The sequence below is a fragment of the Pseudomonas marvdashtae genome, from assembly GCF_014268655.2.
GTDB classification, from domain to species: Bacteria; Pseudomonadota; Gammaproteobacteria; order Pseudomonadales; family Pseudomonadaceae; genus Aquipseudomonas; species Aquipseudomonas marvdashtae.
Genome location: NZ_JABWQX020000001.1, coordinates 1,101,538 through 1,120,533 on the forward strand (window position 1 = coordinate 1,101,538; position 18,996 = coordinate 1,120,533).

At 58.0% G+C, this 18,996-nt stretch carries 16 protein-coding genes; 13 read left to right on the top strand and 3 right to left on the bottom strand.

Annotated elements, in window-relative coordinates; genetic code table 11:
• Window positions 1–130: 130 nt before the first annotated feature.
• On the bottom strand, window positions 131–922 hold the full coding sequence (locus tag HU742_RS05090; protein ID WP_186643575.1) for a siderophore-interacting protein: 792 nt from the start codon (window positions 920–922) through the stop codon (window positions 131–133).
• Complete coding sequence (locus tag HU742_RS05095; RefSeq protein ID WP_186643576.1) at window positions 919–1,497, bottom strand: PadR family transcriptional regulator; 579 nt, start codon at window positions 1,495–1,497, stop codon at window positions 919–921. The genes HU742_RS05090 and HU742_RS05095 overlap by 4 nt, the downstream gene beginning before the upstream one ends.
• 426 nt (window positions 1,498–1,923) lie before the next feature.
• Between HU742_RS05095 and HU742_RS05100 the strand changes: the two genes are divergently transcribed.
• From HU742_RS05100 to HU742_RS05130, 7 genes are all read left to right on the top strand, one after another.
• Window positions 1,924–2,409, top strand: coding sequence for a CS1 type fimbrial major subunit (locus HU742_RS05100; RefSeq protein WP_186640922.1), 486 nt, complete (start codon window positions 1,924–1,926; stop codon window positions 2,407–2,409).
• Between the two features lie 127 nt (window positions 2,410–2,536).
• Window positions 2,537–5,068, top strand: a complete 2,532-nt coding sequence (locus tag HU742_RS05105; RefSeq protein ID WP_186643577.1) for a CS1-pili formation C-terminal domain-containing protein — start codon at window positions 2,537–2,539, stop codon at window positions 5,066–5,068.
• A 149-nt stretch (window positions 5,069–5,217) separates the two neighbouring features.
• Window positions 5,218–6,459, top strand: coding sequence for a hypothetical protein (locus HU742_RS05110; RefSeq protein ID WP_186643578.1), 1,242 nt, complete (start codon window positions 5,218–5,220; stop codon window positions 6,457–6,459).
• Between the two features lie 37 nt (window positions 6,460–6,496).
• On the top strand, window positions 6,497–7,732 hold the full coding sequence (locus HU742_RS05115; protein ID WP_186640927.1) for a hypothetical protein: 1,236 nt from the start codon (window positions 6,497–6,499) through the stop codon (window positions 7,730–7,732).
• 61 nt (window positions 7,733–7,793) lie between these two features.
• On the top strand, window positions 7,794–8,537 hold the full coding sequence (locus HU742_RS05120) for a molecular chaperone (protein WP_186643780.1): 744 nt from the start codon (window positions 7,794–7,796) through the stop codon (window positions 8,535–8,537).
• 44 nt (window positions 8,538–8,581) lie between these two features.
• Window positions 8,582–9,064: a CS1 type fimbrial major subunit gene (locus tag HU742_RS05125; RefSeq protein ID WP_186643579.1), complete on the top strand. Its 483-nt coding sequence runs from the start codon at window positions 8,582–8,584 to the stop codon at window positions 9,062–9,064.
• Between the two features lie 143 nt (window positions 9,065–9,207).
• Window positions 9,208–9,702 carry a CS1 type fimbrial major subunit gene (locus HU742_RS05130; protein WP_186640931.1) on the top strand — a complete coding sequence of 165 codons (495 nt, stop codon included), beginning with the start codon at window positions 9,208–9,210 and terminating at the stop codon, window positions 9,700–9,702.
• Between the two features lie 60 nt (window positions 9,703–9,762).
• Here the strand turns inward: HU742_RS05130 and HU742_RS05135 are convergent, their stop codons facing one another.
• Window positions 9,763–12,870, bottom strand: a complete 3,108-nt coding sequence (locus HU742_RS05135; protein ID WP_186643580.1) for a transglycosylase domain-containing protein — start codon at window positions 12,868–12,870, stop codon at window positions 9,763–9,765.
• 389 nt (window positions 12,871–13,259) lie between these two features.
• Here HU742_RS05135 and HU742_RS05140 point away from each other — a divergent pair, with 389 nt between their 5' ends.
• From HU742_RS05140 to HU742_RS05165, 6 genes are all read left to right on the top strand, one after another.
• On the top strand, window positions 13,260–13,691 hold the full coding sequence (locus HU742_RS05140; RefSeq protein WP_186640935.1) for an REP-associated tyrosine transposase: 432 nt from the start codon (window positions 13,260–13,262) through the stop codon (window positions 13,689–13,691).
• Between the two features lie 466 nt (window positions 13,692–14,157).
• On the top strand, window positions 14,158–15,579 hold the full coding sequence (locus HU742_RS05145; RefSeq protein ID WP_186643581.1) for an amino acid permease: 1,422 nt from the start codon (window positions 14,158–14,160) through the stop codon (window positions 15,577–15,579).
• 177 nt (window positions 15,580–15,756) lie between these two features.
• Complete coding sequence (locus HU742_RS05150) at window positions 15,757–16,122, top strand: GtrA family protein (protein ID WP_186643582.1); 366 nt, start codon at window positions 15,757–15,759, stop codon at window positions 16,120–16,122.
• Complete coding sequence (locus HU742_RS05155) at window positions 16,119–16,493, top strand: GtrA family protein (RefSeq protein WP_186640939.1); 375 nt, start codon at window positions 16,119–16,121, stop codon at window positions 16,491–16,493. The genes HU742_RS05150 and HU742_RS05155 overlap by 4 nt, the downstream gene beginning before the upstream one ends.
• Window positions 16,490–17,458 carry a glycosyltransferase family 2 protein gene (locus HU742_RS05160; protein ID WP_186643583.1) on the top strand — a complete coding sequence of 323 codons (969 nt, stop codon included), beginning with the start codon at window positions 16,490–16,492 and terminating at the stop codon, window positions 17,456–17,458. The genes HU742_RS05155 and HU742_RS05160 overlap by 4 nt, the downstream gene beginning before the upstream one ends.
• Window positions 17,437–18,972: a glucosyltransferase domain-containing protein gene (locus HU742_RS05165; protein WP_186640941.1), complete on the top strand. Its 1,536-nt coding sequence runs from the start codon at window positions 17,437–17,439 to the stop codon at window positions 18,970–18,972. The genes HU742_RS05160 and HU742_RS05165 overlap by 22 nt, the downstream gene beginning before the upstream one ends.
• Window positions 18,973–18,996 lie beyond the last annotated feature (24 nt).

The following is an 18,996-nucleotide window of genomic DNA, read 5'->3' on the forward strand; positions in this document are numbered from 1 at the left end:
GGGGCGGGGGACCTGGTGATGGGGGATCAAGTATTAAAGGACAGCGATAGCACCTGTGGGGAGCAAGCTCCCTCCCCACGAAGTTATGTTCAGTCAGTGGGTGAAGGGTACTTCAGCCACCGCCAGTCCCTCAATCTTCCTCGCTGTCATCCAGCTTCCAGTACCCCACCGCCTTCACAAAGTCCTGGTCCAGGCCTTTCTCCTCCAGCAACACCTTGCGAATCTGCCGCGACACCTTGCTCTCGGTCGCGACCCAGGCGTACAGCTTACCGCCGGGCATGTCCAGCTGTTGCACGGTGCGCAGCAGGTTGTCCTGGCGGCCTTCACGCAATACCCAGATCACATGCACCTGCGCCGGGCTCTGGAGAATCTGCTGCTCGGCGCCGTTTTCCACCTCCACCACCACCAGGGCCCGCCGGTTGGGTGCCAGGCCTTCGAGGCGGCGGGCGATGGCGGGCAGGGCGGTTTCATCACCGATCAGCAGGTAGCTGTCGAAGATGTCCGGCACGACCATCGAGCCCCGTGGCCCGGCGATGTAGAGGGATTGCCCTGGCGCCGCCTGGGCCGCCCAGGTCGCGGCCGGGCCGTCGCCATGGAGCACGAAATCGATGTCCAGTTCCAGGCTGTCCAGGTCATAGCGGCGCGGGGTGTAGTCGCGCATCGGGGGCATCGGGCCCTGGGCCTTGTCGATGCTGGGGCTGGGGCTGAAGTGTTCCAGGGCGGCCTGTTCCTCGGCGTTCTGCGGGAACAGCAACTTCACGTGATCGTCCGTGCCCAGGCTGACGAACCCGGCCAGCTCCGGCCCGCCGACGGTGATGCGGCGCATGCGTGGGGTCAGGTCCTCGACCCGCAACACTTGCAGGCGACGGCGCTTGATCTCGTGGCTGACACGGTGAATGGTGTTTGGATCGACTGCGGTCATTGGCTTGACTCCAAAACAGGGGGACGGTCGGGGCCGTCGATGATGGCTTTGGCGGTGGCGTCGAGCAGGTCGCGCACTCGCTGGATTTCTTCCGGGCTCCAGTGGCCACGATGCTTTTGCAAGGCATGGCGCAGGTTATACACCGCTTCCTGGATTTGCGGGGGGCGGTCATGGCCGCGCAACGCGCGCTTGCTGATTTCAATGCGCGTACGCACCTCATCCAGCGCTTCGGCCTGCTCCTCAAGGGATAGACGTCCGGCATCGGTCACGCTGTAGCACTTTTTTCCATCTTCGACGCCGCAACTGATCATGGCGTTCAGTTCCAGGAAGGCCAGGGTCGGGTAGATGACGCCGGGGCTGGGGCTATAGGCGCCCTCGAACATGTACTCGATCCGGCGGATCAGGTCATAGCCGTGGCACGGCTGTTCGGCAATCAGCGCCAGCAACAACACTTTCAAGTCACCGGCGGCGAAGACCCGAGGGGCTCGGCTGCCACGTGAGCCTGTGGGACGTCGTTCGAAACCGTCTTGTTCGTGTTTGGAGGAAGCGTCGGAATGAGAATAAAGGGCGTTCATATGCTGTCTCCGTTCTGCATATAAATAGCACTCAGATATAGCTTGATTAAAAGATATATCTTTTGGCTTAATGATGTTTTGCAAACTAAGATATATCTTGTCCTTGCGGCGGATTATTACCGCTCAGGGAGCGACCTTACATGAATGCTCAATGGGTGCGGGGTGCGGCGGCATATATTTGCAGTGGTGAGAAATCGCCCAGGCTTAAATGTGGGAAGTTTCTGACGGCTAAACTTTAATTTTTCAGAAAGCTGCGTATTTTTCGCTCTTTCGTATGCTCGATTTACTACGAGTCCTTAGGAAGTTGCCTGCTTTTTTTTAGTTAAAGAGCGCCGATCATGCTCGGCGTTGGAGTGCAAACCAAGTTGCGCTTGGTTTGCAAATTCCAACCTTTTCTCTTTATCGCTAAGAACAGGTGTTAACAACATGCTCAAACAACTCGTATCCGGTACTGCCCTGGTCGCCGCTACCCTGGGTTCTTCGGTGGCGTTCGCTGTCGATGATGCACGCTCCTCCATCCACATCACCGCGAACATCCCGACCCAGCAGTTCCACGTGCAGCCGCGCAACCCAGACTTCGGTAAAGATGAAATCATGACCTACAACACGGTCAGCGGCACCTTGACGTCGCTGCGCCAGACCTTCGATGTGAGGAACACCGACGGTTCGGTCCATGCCTACATCGAAGGTGGCCCGGCAGCGTTGTACAACGGCAGCAACTCCATCGACCTGACCACCGCTTTCAACGGCATCACCCTGACGGCCACGCCTCAGGAAGTGGTGGACGATGCGACCTCCACGCCAGGTACCCAGGCTGACATGACCATCATCGCGGCCAAGCCTCTGGCTACCCAGAATGGTCTGTACACCGCCGACATGACCGTGATCTTCGACGCCGTGCCGCGCCCGTGATGCCATTCGATGCCCGGTGAGTCTCAACTCATCGCCACGGGCATTGTCGCAGGCCGGCCGGTTCTCCCCAGCCGGTCGGCCTGTACCTGAAACGCCCCGATAGCTCGCTGAATATGAGAATCCGTTGATGTTTCCGATGACACCCATCGCAGGTGCGCTCGCGCTATGTTTGTGTGCGACTGCATTGGCCGCGCCAACCGCCCCCGGTACGACGCCAAGAAGCCTGTTGTCCCAGGCCAAGGGCCTGCCGGCGGAGTTTGAAGCCCACTTCTTCGATGTGCCTCTCGCGGTTCGTATTGAACTCAATCAACAGTATCTCGGTGAAGCCATGGTGGTCTTGACGCGGGATGATCGCATCACCCTGCTGGAATTTACCGACACGCAAGACAGCACGATAAAAGCCGTCGACCGCGAACAATGGGAACAGCGCCTCAAGCAGGGACAAGCATTGGGCGCGTGCGAAACCAACTGCACTGGCGGGTTGCTGGCCGTGCACTACAGCCTCGAAAACTCATTGGTGTCGATCCTGACCCAGGACGTCGAGCGCGCAACTGAAACCAAGCGTTTCTACGATCAACCGGAAGGCGGCAGCCTCGGCCTGATCCTCAATAACCAACTCAATATCAATGGCGGCCAGGAACAGGACGCCGGCGGACGTTATGGCCTCAACGCCAGTTCCAGCCTGGGCAACTGGAGCCAGTCGCTCGACCTCCAGCTCTCACGCCTCGGCGGGCCGGATGACAAGATTTACCACGCCGTCCATGAGCTCTATACACAACGGGAAATGGAAGGAAATTTTTTTCGCCTGGGTTATTTCACGCCAAGCTCCGATGGCTTGAATCGGCAGATCCGTTCGTTCGGCGCCAATCCGGATACCGCGCTGGGGGTAATGTACGGCAGTTCCGACAGCCTGGTGATCGACAATCCCAAACCCAGCGTCTACCCCATCTATGTCACCGCCAGCCGTCAGGCGTCGGTGGAAATCTATCGCAACGGCTTGCTGATCAATACCCAGGCCGTCAGCGCGGGCTTGCAGAGCCTGGACACCCGGCCCTTGCCCGGCGGCATCTATGAGGTTGAAGTACGGCTGGTCGAGGACGGGCAAACGTCCGCCACCAGCCAAGAGCTTGTCTACAAGCCCAACAATTGGAACAGCACCGAAGACCGCTGGCGCTATAACCTGTTTGCCGGGCGGGAAACCCGCCTCTGGAGCAACTGGGAAGACCAGCCCTCGGGTTTCAACACGGCAGGGCTGGGCGTCAATTACCTGCTGCATCCTCGAGTGATTCTCGGCGCCTCCACACGCCAGGTGCAGGATAAATTGCAAGTTGGCACCTCGGTGGACTGGACGCTCGCCAGCAGCACCAGCCTGTACGCCAACGTCTACCAGACTCAGCAGTACGGCACCGGCTTGGATTTGCAAGGCCTGTACAGCTACGGCAACGGCAGCGTCGTCGCCAGCCACAACCGCAGTTGGCTCGACACCCGCAACACCTACGAGACCCTGCCGGACGGCACCCGTATTCGCCAGCGCAACGTGTTCGTCGGCCAGACCAGCAACTCGTCGCTGTCGGTCAATCATCGCTTGAGTAACAAGACCTCCCTCAACGGACGGCTGGCCTACAGCGAAGGCAATGTCCAGGGCACCGGTCTGGACCTGGGCTGGACCCAGCGCGGCCAATTGCGTGGCAGCGATGCCAACTGGCGACTGTCGGTATTCGACCGTCCGGGCACGTCGAGCACGGGCGACAAGCGCAATCGCGGCCTGGACCTGAGCGTCAGCGTGGCCTTGGGCGGGCCGGGCGAGTATTGGTCGGGCAGCATCGGCACCCGCACCTCCCGCGATGGCGAGCGGGACAACAATGCCTCGCTGTCGTATCGCCGCAGCCTGGAGGACCACGTACTGCAAAGCGTTTCCGGCACGGTGCTGGCCGACACTTATGGCGTGGGCCTGTCCGGCCTCGCCAGCTTCGAGACCGATTCACTGTTCGGCGATGGCTTCGTCCAGCGCTCGTCCTACAACGACAACCTCACCGGCGGCCTGAACTTGACCAGCACAGTAGCCGTGGGCGGCCAGAAAGCGGCGATCACTGGCGTACCCCAAGGGCGCGGCGCGGGCATGATCGTCGACGTGGAAACCGACTTGGACGGGGTCGCCCTGCGCGCCGACGACTTGACGGGTGGCAGCACCCTGCTGCGCGCTGGCCGTAACTTCGTGCCGATCACCGCTTACAAGAACAGCATGGTGACGTTCGATTTCGAGGGTGTTCATCCACCGGCGGCCAACATCGAGCCGTCGCGTACCCGGTATCACTTGAACAAGGGTGGCGTGGACTATCGCAGGATTCAGGTCATGCGCACGGTCACCGTGCTCGGACGTTTGCTGGATGACCAGGGGCAACCCCTAAAGGGCCATCACGTGATCAACCACGCCAGCCGTGGCATCAGTGAGGTGGATGGGTTCTTCTCGATGGAAATGAACGCCGGTTCGCCGACCTTGGAAGTGCGCTACGGCAACGAATTGTTCTGCCGCTTCCGCCTCGACCCGGACAGTGCGAGCAGTGAAGGCGATGTGCTGATGATCGGGGATTTGCGTTGCACGCCGGATACCTTGGCCGATACGGCGGTTGCCGAGGTCGGAGCGAAACAACGCTCATGAGGCCCTGGAAGCAAAGCTTGCCCGCGATGAACGATAACGCAGTTCACCTGAAGACCGGGGCGCCTGCATCGCGGGCAAGCCTTGCTCCCACAGGTGAATGGCTCACCCCCTATTTGCAGTGATTTGTCTTGATGTATGAGGTTGTATAAATGAAACCCTTATCGGTTGCAGTGTGCAGTGTGGTCTCGGTGTTGTTGTTGGCCTGTGCACCAGTGGCCAATGCCTTGAGCAGGGACATTACGGCGGTCTTCAGGCCTGATCCCTCGAAGCCCCAAGAAAACAAGTTCGTTAATACCACTCCGGTCAGTGGCTACTGCACAACCTTCCCAGGGCAGTGTGGGAAGACGATGTTCAGTATTCGGTTGCCCCTGACGTTCAGTTCGACCGGCCCTATCGAGGCGAACCATGTAGATGCCCGGCAAGGTGCGATGTTTAAAGTGCCCAGCGATTGGCGACCCACGCAAGTGACCCATGAAAGTACGGGCGAGACCGAAGTTGTCGAGGTGCGCGTGAGCGCTATAGGTTCCAGGTACAAACTCCCTCGCAGAGCGGTCGACTTGGTAGGTGGAGGGGTCAGCGATTCGGAAGCTCATAATAAATTATGGAGCAGCAGATGGCTTTATCCCCCATCACCATGTCAGTTCGGTGGTAATGCGCCCCTGGGCAGCAATTGGTACGGTTTTTTCTGGAAAACCCCGGTTGAACGCATCTGCGCAAAAAAGGCCCATTACCTTATTCCCAGTATGACTTACGAATATTTGGATTTTGCCTATGAGCTGCGTACACCCAACCCGTTGAAAATGTCGTCCGGCCAATACACAGGGGCGCTGAACTATAGCGTGGGGCCGGGGCAAGACTTTGATATGGGCGACATCATGCTTCCCAGCGATTCTGCGCTCACCTTCAATTTCAAACTCAATGTCGAGCATGCACTCAAAGTTGAAGTGCCTCCCGGCGGCAATCGCGTGGAATTGGTCCCCCAGGAAGGCTGGCAATCCTGGCTGAACAGCGGACGTAAACCGACGCGGTTGTTTCGTGACCAACGTTTCCATATATCGGCCTCTTCGCGCTTCAAGATGGCCCTCGAATGCCAACAAAACAGCGGCAATACCTGCGCCGTTTCGGAAACCGGCACCGGTCATGCCGTGCCGGTGGACGTCAGCGTGAGCCTACCCGTCGGCTTGACCGACGGCACCGGCCAACCCGTCAATCGGCGTCCGTTGTTGCGTGACGGCAGCGGCACCCACCTGTTCCAACCGAGCCTGTATGTCGATCGCGGGTTGGGAACCCTGCATTTCGAAATTGGCAGCAACAGCGTCGAGCAAATGCTCGACAGCGGCGCCAAGGCCTACACCGGTAGCGTCACGGTGATCTGGAATTCGGAAGTATAAAAGTCTATTCAACGGATCTGAATATGAGGTTGTACCCATGAAAGGAACACCGACCATCGCGAGCTGTGTGCTTTCAGCGGCCTGCTTTGCCTGCCTGCCGCCTGTCGATGCCGCGACGCTGGACATCACCGCGCAATTTCGAGCGGATAGTTCGAAGCCCCAACTGAACACGTTCGTCAATACCACTCCGAATGCCGGTTATTGCGTGCAGTTCGCTGCGCTGTGCCAGTCGGCAGGGATATTCAGCCTGAGTTTGCGCACCGGCGCTTCAGGGGGACCCATCCAGGCCAATCATGAGGATGCCCGCCAAGGTGCGATGTTGAAAGTACCGGCCAACTGGCGAAGGGCAGACGTTATCCATTCAGGCACGGGCCACACCGAAGCGGTTGAAGTGCGCGTGGTCGGAATAGGCGGGGCCATCGGGCTCACGCCCAACGCGACTGAAATTGTCGGTGGCGGCGTGGGTGAGGAAACCGCCTATAACATGATATTTGGCTCGAGTTGGTGGCACGCCCCGGGGCCCTGTACGAGCCTGGGATCCAGCATTTCGCACGCGTGGTTTTTCTGGAGAGCGTCGGTAGAAGACGTCTGTGCGAAACCGTCCCGATACCTGATTTCCCAATTCAAATATCAGGACTTGAGTTTTGCCTACGAGCTGCGCACGCCCAACCCCTTGAAAATGGCGGGCGGCCAGTACCGGGGCTCGCTGACGTTGGGCATTGGGCCGGGCCGCGATTTTGATTTCGGTGACGTCGTGGTCCCTGATGACTCGGCGCTCACGCTCAATTTCACCTTGGATGTCGAGCACGTGCTCAAGGTTGAAATTCCACCGGGAGGAAACCGGGTTGAATTGGAACCTCGCGAGGGTTGGCAAGCCTGGTTGAACAATGGAAGCAAACCGACAGTGCTGTCACGCGACCAGTCGTTCCATATCTCGACGTCTTCACCTTTCAGCATGAAGCTCCAGTGCCGGTATATGGCCGGCACCGAGTGCGGTATGACGGTACCTGGGTCAGGTATCTACTACCCGGTGGATGTCTACGTAACGCTGCCCGACGGTTTGACCAATACCAGCGGGCAACCGGTCAGTCGCCGACATTTGCCTGTTTCAGGCTTTGCCAATCCTGTTCAGTTTCTCCCGGTCAGGTATATCGATCGCAAGCCAGGCACTTTGCATTTCCAGATCCGCAGCAGCAGTGTCGCGGCGATGCTTGACCGCGAGCCAGGCGCCTATTTTGGCAGCGTCACGGTGATCTGGGATTCAGAGGTTTGAACGGCCCTCAGGTCCCGCAATATTCAGTGAGTTGCGTTTAATGCACGAGGTTAAAGAAGTGATGAAACATTTATTGGCATGGATCGGATTCTGTCTGTTTTGCAGCGTGGCCCAGGCCGGGCCGCAGATTGGTGTCGGGGTGGTCTACGACTACCTCGATGGTGACAAAAGCACCTACATGAAACGCGTGTTCAACGGCGGGACGTCCACGGCCTTCGTCAAGGTCAACATCCTGGAAATTATCTATAACCAGGACGGCACCTATCAGGAAGTGCCCTTGCAGAGCCAGGCCAGCGCCACAGCCAAGGACGGCCTGATGGCCAGTCCGGCGCGGCTGATCGTCCCGGCCAATGGCATGCAGGGTACGCGGTTGCTGTTCATGGGCAACCGCGACAAGGAGCGTTACTTCCGCGTTCGTTTCGTGCCGGTGGTGCCGGAAGCCGAGGACGAGTTCGCGGTCAGTGCCGAGGAACGTGAAGCGTACAAAAAGGAGCGCGTGGCAGCGGGAGTCAAGGTCCTGGCGGGCTACGGCACGGTGTTTTTCGTGCGGCCCAAGAATACCCGTTTCGAGACGGTGATCGATGACAGCGCCGCTCGTTATTCGATGCGCAACAACGGCAATAGCGTGTTGATCATCGATGAGTTCAAGGACTGTGTCGCGAAGAAAGAAAACGATTGCCGGCCAACCACCAAGCATCACGTCATGGCCGGCCGTAGTTTTTCCTTCGATAAAGAAGCGGGGCGTGAATACCGCTTCACGCTGATCGAGGGTGGCAAGGAAAAAAACGTCGAGATCAAGGGGTGACGGTTGCCGTCGCCGCATCTTCGTTGACGCCAAAGGTAATCACTATGTTCAAGACACTGGCAAGACCCCTCGCGTTGACCGTCCTGATGCTGCCGTGGGGGCCGGTCTGGGGAGCAGTCGAGCGGGAAACTTTCGAGCTCTACGTGACCATCCCGACGGTTGATTTCTATGTGCTGCCGCTCGACCCGCAACTGGTCCAGCGTGAGCAACGCTTGCCTTTCAGCACTATCACCAATGAGCTCAGCCCGTTGCGGGCGACCTACGAGGTGAAGAACAGCAACGGTTCCATCGGCGCGCGCCTGGGGGAAGAGGCGTATTTGTCCAATGGCCGTGACCGCATTGATTTGCGCGTGACGTTCAACAACGTTGAGTTGAGCCTGGACTCGACTCAGGTGGTATCGGCCAACGAGGCCAGGCCTGGGCGTCAGGTGCCGTTGGTCATTGCCGCCATTAAGCCCGATGACGAATACAAGCCGGGGGATTACTACGGCACGGTGCATATGGTTTTTGATGCCGTTGCGCCGTAGGGCTTTCGAAGACGTTTGTAATTTGTTCCATGAGAGCTTGTTCCCGCCAGCTTGCAAGGCCGGCCCAAGTGTTAAAGGTGCGTGCCGGTCTTTTGGCTGGCGTGCATTTCCGTTGTCTAAAATCCGACCAATAGGAAGTAAACATGCTTAAAAAATTACTCTGCGCGACTGTATTGGGTGCCGGTGCCATGAATGGCTCTTTGGTATTCGCTGCCGACGACGCGCGCGCGGCGATTCATATCACTGCGAACATTCCGAACCAGCAGTTTCATGTGCAGCCGCGGGATCCGGAGTTTGGCAAGGACGAAGTGATGCAATATGACCCCATCACAGATCGTTTAAGAAATTTGCGCCATACCTATGATGTAAAGAACACCGAAGGCTCCGTGCATGCCTATATCGAGGGAGGTCCGGCTTGGCTCAGCAGCGGGTCAGCCAAGATTAACCTCAATGTGTCATTCAATAACAAGTTCCTGCACGGCTTCCCTCAGGAGGTCGTGGATGATGCTACGTCCACGCCGGGCACCCAGGTGGAGATGGTTATTGGCGCCGACAGATATCTTGATGGGAATCCACCAGGCCTGTACACCGGGAACTTCACGGTCATCTTCGACGCGGTGCCTCGCGTAGCGCTCTGAGTCTTGTGGCGAGGGATAAATCGCCTCGCCACATGTGCTTGACCCACATGTTGCTGTCACTCACTGCTTCGCCACCAATGGCTTGCACTGGGTATGAGTCCCTGGCTGCAAGTACGGCGAGAGAAACGGCGCCATGCCCTTGAGCACCTGCACCGGCAAGGCCGACGTGAACTTGAAATTCTGCGCCGATGCGCCTGGCACGAAGGCGGTGAGGGTGCCGAAATGGTTGTCGCCGATGTAGAACACGAAGGTGGCGGTGCGGTTGATTGATTTGGAGCTGATCACCCGACCGCCCGATCCGACCGCTTCGATGCGGTTGTCGCCGGTGCCGGTCTTGCCACCCATGGCCAGCGGCGTGCCGTCGGCCAGTTTGAAACTGCCGGCCACGCGTTTCGCGGTACCGGCATCCACCACCTGGGATAAAGCACTGCGCAACGCCCGGGCCACTTCTACCGGCATCACACGCTTGCCGTTTTCCGGGTTGCTGACCAGCCGCGTTTCATAGGGCGTATCGACGGCGAACTGCAGGCTGTCGACACGCAACGCGGGGCGGCGGACGCCGTCATTGAGTATCGTGCCCACCAGTTCCGCAAGCGCGGCGGGGCGGTCGCCGGAGCTGCCGATGGCGGTGGCCAGCGATGGCACCAGATGATCGAACGGGTAACCGACTTGCTGCCAGCGTTGATGGATATCGAGGAAGGCTTCAATTTCGAGCATGGTACGGATGCGGCTATCGCGGGCGCTCTTGTGCCGACTCTTGAACAACCAACTGTAGACTTCCTGGCGCTCGAACTGGCTGGCCTTGACGATCTGGCTGAACTTGGCCTCCGGGTTGTTGAGCAGGTAGCCCATCAACCACAAGTCCAATGGGTGGACCTTGGCGATGAAGCCTTGGTCCGGTAGGTCGTAGGCGCCGGGGCCATAGCTTTGATAGAGCCGTTCGAGGCGTTCGTCGGTGAGTTTTCCGGCGCCCTTGGCTGACTTCAAATGCGCGCGCACGAAGCGGTTGAAGCTTTCCTGGCTGTCGTTGGGAAAGAAGTAGCGGTGCACGGCGGCCAGGCGGATCGCGGTGGGACGCATGCCGTCAAGGAAGGTTTCGAGGCGCTGGGCGGTGTCCTTTTTTTGATATCTCTTCCAGAACTTGAGCAGGAACGAGGTACCTTCGCGATCCGCGAACTGGGCCAGGTATTCCTGGCGACGCGGGTCCTTGTCGTCCTTGAGCAATTCGGAGCTGTTGTTCGGCCCGGCGTAAGTGGTGTAGCGCACCAGATCGCGCATCAAGCGAATGAACGGCAGGTTGATCGATTCGCGCAGGGAATCGCGCAGGGTGGGGATGCGGCCGTCGTCCTCCCTGCGGAAGTTGTGGAAGGTGTGCAGCCCGCCGCCGGTAAAAAATGCCTCGCCGGGGCTGGCCGAATAGGTGCGGTCCAACGCGGCTTCGAGCATCTTCGGCAGGCTGCGGTCGGTGTTTTCAATCAAGTAGTCCACCGCCCAGCGGGACAGGCGATCCTGCTCGGCGATCTCGGTTTTCTTCAGCGCTGCCGGGGTCTGCTGGGCATAACGTTCGTGCAGTTCGGCGATGATCTGCAGGTAGGTAGTGAGCACGCGCAACTTGGCGGTGGAGCCCAGTTCCAGCTTGCTGCCTTCGTTGATGTCGAAGGGCTGGTCGGTGTTGTCGGTCTGTACCCGCACACGCGAGCCATCGGGAGTCAGTTCAAGCAAGGTGAAGCTGTAGCGCACCTGCGTAGTGCTGGTGGGGGTCAGCAGGCGTTCTCCCATCAGGCCGATCTCGGCGGCGAAGGCCGGGTCGGCCAGTCGCTTGAGGTACTCGGTGGCCTGGGCCTGCAAATCGCTTTGCAAGGTGCTGGTGGCGGAGAGGTCGAGGCGGTCGAGGTCGTACAGCGGGCGGTTGAGCAGCGCGGCGACGCGACTGCGGGCGGCGCTGATGCCCTTATTGGTTTCGTTGGGCTGCACGGTCGGGTCCTGGACCCAGTCGCGATAGCTGACCTTGCCCGCCAGCGCGGCCTCGGACAGCGCGCCGTCGATCACGCCGTTCTGGGCCAACAGGCGGATGTGACTGTCAGTCAGGCGCGCCAGTTCGTCGCGACCCTTGGACAGGTAATGGGATGGCCGGCGCTGGGCAATCATCAACGACAGCATTTCCCGCAGGGCCAGGCCTTTTTCCGCCAGGCTCTTGGGATCGGTGGCGGTGCTGAACAAGCGTTCATTGGCGCGCTTGAAATCGGCGCCATACCAGACCCGCAAGCCTTCGGCCATGCCGTGGACTTCACCATGCCCCGGCACGGCGGAGAGCGGCACGCTGTTGAGGTAGTCGCGGATGATCCGCTGCCGCGCCTCAAGGGTCTGCGGGCCCGCCTGGTAAGCACGCACGCTGGCGGAAATCATCTGGCGGATTTTTTCCCCGCCCGACACGGTGAGGCCCTCGGGGGAGTGACGGTACTTCTCCAGTTGTGTCGCCAGGGTGCTGCCCCCGGCGGATTGTCCCGGCAGGCTCAACAGCTTGGCGACTTGCGACCAGGCCGCCATGCCGAAGCGTGGCCAGTCCACTGCCGGATTTGCCAGAGGTTGCTTGGGGTCGAGCAGAAAACGGTTTTCGATGAACAACAGGCTCTGCACCACCACGGGTGGGATCGCTTCGAAGTTCGCATACAGTTGTTGCGGGTACTTGAACTGATACACCGGTGCGGCGCGGCAGTCGGTGATGGTCAGCCCAGCCTGGATCTTTTCCGCGTAGGGCACGAACAGGCCTTTGTTGACGTAATCCATCAAGTCCGGGGAAAAACGGGTCTGGGCCTCGATCACATAATCACGCTTGAGCAGGCGCGGGATAAATTCCCCCAGGGCGCTGTAGCCCAGGCGCCGGTCGAACGGGCCTGCGCCCGGGTAGACGATGGCATCGCTGGGCCCCGGCTGCACCGAATAGCTCAGGGACTCGGCGTATTTGCTGAGCTCCCGGGCCTGGAACCGCGACGTGCGCATTTCCTTGGCCGCCGCCAGGCCGACCACCACGACGATAATCAGCAGCAACAACCAGAATGCCCGCCAGCCATGCCGTGCGCGGCGTTTTTTTTGAGGTAAAGGTGCTTCTTCCATACGTTCAGTCGGGACCACAGGTTTGTTCGAATCGGTTTGCCACAAAGCGCCCATAGTCGACTGATCCATTCACGCAGATTGATCGGACTTGCTTGAAGCTTAGACGGTGGTTGGCGTGGGGGGCGGGGAAATTGTGGGGAAGCCCGCACATGAGCACATGTGAGATGCCACTGGCCAACAAGCTTTTTGTGGCGAGGGAGCTTGCTCCCGCTCGGCTGCGCAGCAGACGCAACGGTCGCATGGGCGAAGCGTTTTCCGGGTTGAAAAGCGAGGGCGGCTGCGCCACCCAGCGGGAGCAAGCTCCCTCGCCACGGGGACTACGTTGTTTTCGGAAAAGTCGCTCAATCATTATTGCGTCGGATCGTCGCAGGTGAGGCTACCGTAAGTAGACCCCCCACCACAGGAAGCCAAGGAATGCATCCTCCACGCCCAATTCTGATCGCTTGCGTCGCGGGCGCTCTTCGGAACCTGGGCGAGGTTATCTCGTCACTACGGTCGTTCACCGACGCACACCGATCTTCAAGGATTGGCGACTGGGCCGCTTACTGATTGCAGAAATGCGCTTGGCTCATGAGCGAGGTCAGGTCAATTCGCTGGCCTGGGTTGTGATGCCCGACCATCTGCACTGGCTGGTGCAGCTAGAGCAAGCCCAGCTCACGCATGTGATGCAGGCAGTCAAATCTCGCAGCACTCTCACAATAAATCGAGCCATGAACAGAAAGGGCGCATTCTGGCAAAGCGGCTTCCATGACCGCGCGATCCGCGACAACGAGGACCTGCGGCCTTCCGCCCGCTACATCATTGCCAATCCGCTTCGGGCAGGGTTAGTAGACCGTATTGGCGATTACCCATTGTGGGACACGGTGTGGCTTTAGTCGCTTTTGTGGCGAGGGAGCTTGCTCCCGCTGGGGGGCGAAGCCGCCCTCGCTTCAGCTTTTTAAAGCAGGCGGCTGCTGCGCAGCCGAGCGGGAGCAAGCTCCCTCGCCACGAGCTGGTGGTAGCTTGAAACGCTTGAAATAGAGCCTTCTACATCCGCCAAGACATGACGCTGCACCATCGCTGTGCAATACTCTGCGCCGTTTTCTGAATGGCCGGTAATTCAGCCAATCCCTCTCCAAAAATGCCGTTCCGGCTGAGGCTTATCCCTGAATTTCCCTGGTTTTACAGTGAAACTCTCTATCCCTGGCTTTTTATACTGCACGGTCTGCTGATCCTGAGGCGTTGTTCTACAGGACGGTCTGTCCACAAGGCAGGCCCGGTTTCGGCAAGGCGGCGGGCTTATCGGCTTGCGGCTTTGGAGACTCGGTGGCTAATCCAATAACAAGACGAGGTTGTACTCCTATGCCTGTCGGCAATCATCTGCCCCATGGCGAGACCGCTCAGGGTGGTCCGCTCAAACGTGAACTCGGCGAGCGGCATATCCGCTTGATGGCGCTCGGCGCTTGCATCGGTGTCGGGTTGTTCCTCGGTTCGGCCAAGGCCATCGAGATGGCGGGTCCGGCGATCATGCTGTCCTACATCATTGGCGGCCTGGCGATCCTGGTGATCATGCGCGCCCTCGGCGAGATGGCCGTGCATAACCCGGTGGCCGGTTCGTTCAGTCGTTATGCCCAAGATTACCTTGGCCCATTGGCAGGCTTCTTGACCGGCTGGAACTACTGGTTCCTGTGGCTGGTGACCTGTGTGGCGGAAATCACCGCGGTGGCGGTGTACATGGGCATCTGGTTTCCCGACGTGCCCCGCTGGATCTGGGCCCTGGCCGCGCTGGTCAGCATGGGCTCGATCAACCTGATCGCCGTCAAGGCCTTCGGCGAGTTCGAGTTCTGGTTCGCCCTGATCAAGATTGTCACCATCATTGCCATGGTCATCGGCGGCGTCGGCATCATCGCCTTCGGTTTCGGTAACGACGGCGTGGCCCTGGGCATCTCCAACCTCTGGACCCACGGCGGCTTCATGCCCAACGGCGTCTCCGGCGTGTTGATGTCCCTGCAAATGGTGATGTTCGCCTACCTGGGCGTGGAGATGATCGGCCTGACCGCTGGCGAAGCGCGCAACCCGCAGAAGACCATCCCCAACGCCATCGGCTCGGTGTTCTGGCGGATCCTGCTGTTCTACGTCGGTGCGTTGTTCGTGATCCTGTCGATCTATCCGTGGAACGAAATCGGCACCCAGGGCAGTCCATTTGTGATGACCTTCGAGCGCCTGGGCATCAAGACCGCCGCCGGCATCATCAACTTCGTGGTGATCACCGCCGCGCTGTCCTCCTGCAACGGCGGGATCTTCAGCACCGGCCGCATGCTCTACAGCCTGGCGCAGAACGGCCAGGCACCGGCCGGTTTCGCCAAGACCTCCAGCAATGGCGTGCCGCGCCGCGCGTTGCTGCTGTCCATCGCCGCCTTGCTGCTGGGCGTGTTGCTCAACTACTTGGTGCCGGAAAAAGTCTTCGTCTGGGTCACCTCTATCGCCACCTTTGGCGCGATCTGGACCTGGGCGATGATCCTGCTGGCCCAGCTCAAATTCCGCAAAAGCCTCAGCGCTTCCGAGCGAGCCGCGCTGAAATACCGCATGTGGTTGTACCCGCTCAGCTCATACCTGGCGCTGGCGTTCCTGGTGTTGGTGGTGGGCCTGATGGCGTACTTCCCGGACACGCGCGTGGCGCTGTACGTCGGCCCGGCGTTCCTGGTGTTGTTGACGGTGTTGTTCTACACCTTCAAGTTGCAACCGACCGGTGATACGCAGGGTTCGGTGCGTTCGGTTTCGTAACGTGATTACGCTGTAAAACAAGAGCCCCGGTCGGAAATGACTGGGGCTTTTTTGTCGGCGTTGATTTTGACCGTCCGTCGGGTTTGGCGTCCGACCTGTAAGTTCTGACAGTAGACCGCCGCAGCCCCCTGGCCTAGCTTGGAAGCCCGCCAACTGGCAAATGGCAAGGCAGGCACAATGAAGGGTTTCTCCGCGTTGATGGTGATCGCGCTGGTCAATGGATTGATCCATTGCCAGGTTTTTTTCCTGCTGTATGGCGCTGTTGGACTGACTCAGGCGAACAGTAATCTCGCGGCGTTCGGCGTGGCGGCGGCGTTTTCGTTTTATGTGAATGCGCTTTTCATCTTCGAGCCCGGAGAGCCGTGGCGCGGCTATCTGCTGTTCAATGGTTTGATGGGCATCGCGAGCTATGGGATTGGCTCGATCGGCGATGCTTTGAGTTCGCCTGGCTGGCTGGCGGTAGCTTTGTATTTCTTGCTGAAACTGACGACGGGCTACAGCTTGTTCCGGTTCAAGTTGCTTCGTGACGCTCAGCAGCTATGAACGTGTTCCGGAGCGCTTTTTTTACTTACTCATTGGTCGGCCTCGCCAATACACTGCTTCATTGGCAAATATTTTTTGTGCTGCGCGTGGCGGTCGGTCTCGATCAGTCGATCAGCAATCTTGCTGCGTTTGGTATAGCGGCTTCGTTTTCCTATTACCTCAATGCGCTCTATACCTTCGAGGCCAAACTCTCGGTGACGGGATACATGGTTTTCCTCTGCGCCATGGGAGCGCTTAGTTATGCCGTGGGGTATCTGGGAGATCGTTGGCGGCTCCATGGATTGCTGACGGTGGCGGTATTTTCGCTGCTGAGTTTGGTTTTCGGTTTCCTGCTCTCTCGGTTCGTGGTGTTTCGTGGACACCGCCCATGAAAATCTCGCTGGTTGTGCCGGTGTTCAACGAAGAGCAAACCCTTGAACTGTTCTACAAAAGTGTTCGCCAGCATCCAGCGCTGGCCGGCTATAGCGTCGAGATCGTGTTTATAAACGATGGCAGCGCGGACCAGACTGGTTTTCTGGCTCGCGACATTGCGCTGGCCGATAACTTGGTCGTGTTCATCGAACTCTCTCGAAATTTCGGTAAGGAGCCAGCGTTGTTTGCCGGGATCGAGCACGCCAGTGGCGATGTGGTGATTCCAATGGACGTGGATTTGCAAGATCCCCTCGACGTTATTCCTAGGTTGATCGCAGAGTGGGAGAAGGGCGCCGAGGTGGTGCTGGCCAAGCGTCGCGATCGTTCATCTGATAGTTATCTCAAGCGTGGATGCGCTGCGCTGTTCTATCGCCTGCTTGATCGAATCGCCTCTCCTCATATCGAGCGCAACGTGGGTGATTTTCGCCTGATAGACCGCAAGGTCGTGGAGGTGATAAAGACCCTTCCCGAATATCAGCTGTTCATGAAGGGCGTGCTGTCGTGGGCCGGGTTTAATACCGTGATCATCGAATACGACCGCGCCGGTCGCGCCGCTGGCAGCAGCAAATTCAACGGCTGGAAGTTGTGGAACCTGGCGCTCGAAGGCATCACTTCGTTCAGCACCGTGCCGTTGCGGTTGTGGACTTATGTCGGCGGTTGCATCTCGTTTTTGTCGCTGGTTTATGCCGGGTACATGGTGCTTAACAAGCTGTTCTTTGGGAATGATCTGCCCGGTTATCCATCGTTGATGACGGCGATTTTGTTTTTGGGTGGGGTGCAACTGATCGGCATTGGTGTGTTGGGTGAGTACATTGGGCGGATCTATTTGGAAACCAAACATCGACCACGGTATGTCATCAGGGAAATGATCCGCGGCGGGCAACCCAAGAGAGGAGATGAAGCATGTGCCGGTTCTTCACGATAAAAATCTTGACGCAACGGGAGGTGTTGCTGTTTTTTCTGGCGGCGAATTTTCTTTATATCTTTCCCTTAGTGCAGGCTGACTATTTTTATAACGATGACAACTGGCGGACGTTTGCGACCGGAGAGAACTGGAGTGAGGAGGGACGAGTTGTTATTGAGATTTTTTACAACCTTATTTCGTTTGGTTCGACGGCGCCAGATCTGTTCCCGTTGCCGCTTTTCATTGCTGTGGTAGGAATCTCATTGTCGTTAAGGGCTCTGACGTTTTTCTATTTTCAGCGACCAAGTGTTGTCCAGTGTCTGGTGGTTCTACCTATTTGGTACAACCCTTACTTTCTACAGAACCTGACCTATCGCTACGATGGACCGGTTATGGCGTTGGGGATGGCGGCACTCATTTATGCTCTTATTTGGCCATCCGACCGGGTCTGGCGACATGTTTGGGGCCCTGGACTGTTAATAGGACTGGCTCTGTCAATCTACCAAGTATTCATTGGTTTTTTCATCGCGCTGTGTTGCCTGGAAGTCATTCGATTAGTTTGGGAAAGAAAATCTTCGGTTTGGGTGTTGAATTTTGTTGCGCGAAAATTCTTGGCGATTGGAATCGGCGTGCTGGTGTATTACTTAACTGCTCACCAACTTATGAGCGGGTCACGACAGGTGTTGTTGCCTATGGAGGTTAATAGTTTGTTGGAAATTCGCGACCGATTGTTGTCTCTACAACAGATGTTCGATGCTGGTGGGACCGGAGGTTTACGGCCGTTAGCGTGGGGGGCAGTGGTGTTGGCTCTGGTCGGATATGTATGGGCAGGGGTGAGACTTTTATTGTGCCCCGAACAGCGTTGGCTCAAGATGCTATTGCTGGTTTTTTATGTGTTATCGATTCCGGTATTGTTGTTCTGTATCCCAGGGGTCACGTTATTATTTGCCGAATTCAACGGTGGTGCCCGAACCTTCGTGGCATTTTCTGTTTTACTCGTATTGATTTTTTTTCTTTGCTTACGGGTCTTGGTATGTATCCATCAGCGTCTGGGGTTTTTTTTGTTTGTCCCGGTACTTGCGATGTTGTCATTTTCTTTCTCATACGGTCGGATCCTCTTACTGCAAAAAGAACAGGAGTCGGCGGTGCTGGCCTCGCTGGTTTATGACATCACCCATTCGTCTCTGTATGAAAAGAACCATATTTATTTAATACCCGAGTTGAGTGCCAACTGGCTCCCGGCGGCCAGCGCCGCATTCGCTGCGATGCCAGTCCTGAAACAAGTGCTCGGTGTGGATTATGTGTTGATGCTGGGTCCCTTGCGGCGAGGGGGGATAGCAGACGTTTATCTTGCCAGGGATCGACAAGTAATCGCCTCAATTCGGCGAGGGGATCATCCGTCGGTCATGTCCACTTTGTTCTATGACCTCTATGTTATTGCCGACAGCGGATATATTTTCATGAAAAAGGTCGAGGGCAATCCCTATGCCATATCCGAGTTGTGTTTGATAGCCGATATCGAACGTTGTCGCTAAATTATCAGCGATGGACCGGGTGGA

What these genes read in the sequence shown, in the direction of transcription:
- HU742_RS05090 (WP_186643575.1), bottom strand. Translation starts at nt 922, where the DNA reads ATGACCGCAGTCGATCCAAACACCATTCACCGTGTCAGCCACGAGATC.
- HU742_RS05095 (WP_186643576.1), bottom strand. Translation starts at nt 1,497, where the DNA reads ATGAACGCCCTTTATTCTCATTCCGACGCTTCCTCCAAACACGAACAA.
- HU742_RS05100 (WP_186640922.1), top strand. Translation starts at nt 1,924, where the DNA reads ATGCTCAAACAACTCGTATCCGGTACTGCCCTGGTCGCCGCTACCCTG.
- HU742_RS05105 (WP_186643577.1), top strand. Translation starts at nt 2,537, where the DNA reads ATGTTTCCGATGACACCCATCGCAGGTGCGCTCGCGCTATGTTTGTGT.
- HU742_RS05110 (WP_186643578.1), top strand. Translation starts at nt 5,218, where the DNA reads ATGAAACCCTTATCGGTTGCAGTGTGCAGTGTGGTCTCGGTGTTGTTG.
- HU742_RS05115 (WP_186640927.1), top strand. Translation starts at nt 6,497, where the DNA reads ATGAAAGGAACACCGACCATCGCGAGCTGTGTGCTTTCAGCGGCCTGC.
- HU742_RS05120 (WP_186643780.1), top strand. Translation starts at nt 7,794, where the DNA reads ATGAAACATTTATTGGCATGGATCGGATTCTGTCTGTTTTGCAGCGTG.
- HU742_RS05125 (WP_186643579.1), top strand. Translation starts at nt 8,582, where the DNA reads ATGTTCAAGACACTGGCAAGACCCCTCGCGTTGACCGTCCTGATGCTG.
- HU742_RS05130 (WP_186640931.1), top strand. Translation starts at nt 9,208, where the DNA reads ATGCTTAAAAAATTACTCTGCGCGACTGTATTGGGTGCCGGTGCCATG.
- HU742_RS05135 (WP_186643580.1), bottom strand. Translation starts at nt 12,870, where the DNA reads ATGGGCGCTTTGTGGCAAACCGATTCGAACAAACCTGTGGTCCCGACT.
- HU742_RS05145 (WP_186643581.1), top strand. Translation starts at nt 14,158, where the DNA reads ATGCCTGTCGGCAATCATCTGCCCCATGGCGAGACCGCTCAGGGTGGT.
- HU742_RS05150 (WP_186643582.1), top strand. Translation starts at nt 15,757, where the DNA reads ATGAAGGGTTTCTCCGCGTTGATGGTGATCGCGCTGGTCAATGGATTG.
- HU742_RS05155 (WP_186640939.1), top strand. Translation starts at nt 16,119, where the DNA reads ATGAACGTGTTCCGGAGCGCTTTTTTTACTTACTCATTGGTCGGCCTC.
- HU742_RS05160 (WP_186643583.1), top strand. Translation starts at nt 16,490, where the DNA reads ATGAAAATCTCGCTGGTTGTGCCGGTGTTCAACGAAGAGCAAACCCTT.
- HU742_RS05165 (WP_186640941.1), top strand. Translation starts at nt 17,437, where the DNA reads ATGTGCCGGTTCTTCACGATAAAAATCTTGACGCAACGGGAGGTGTTG.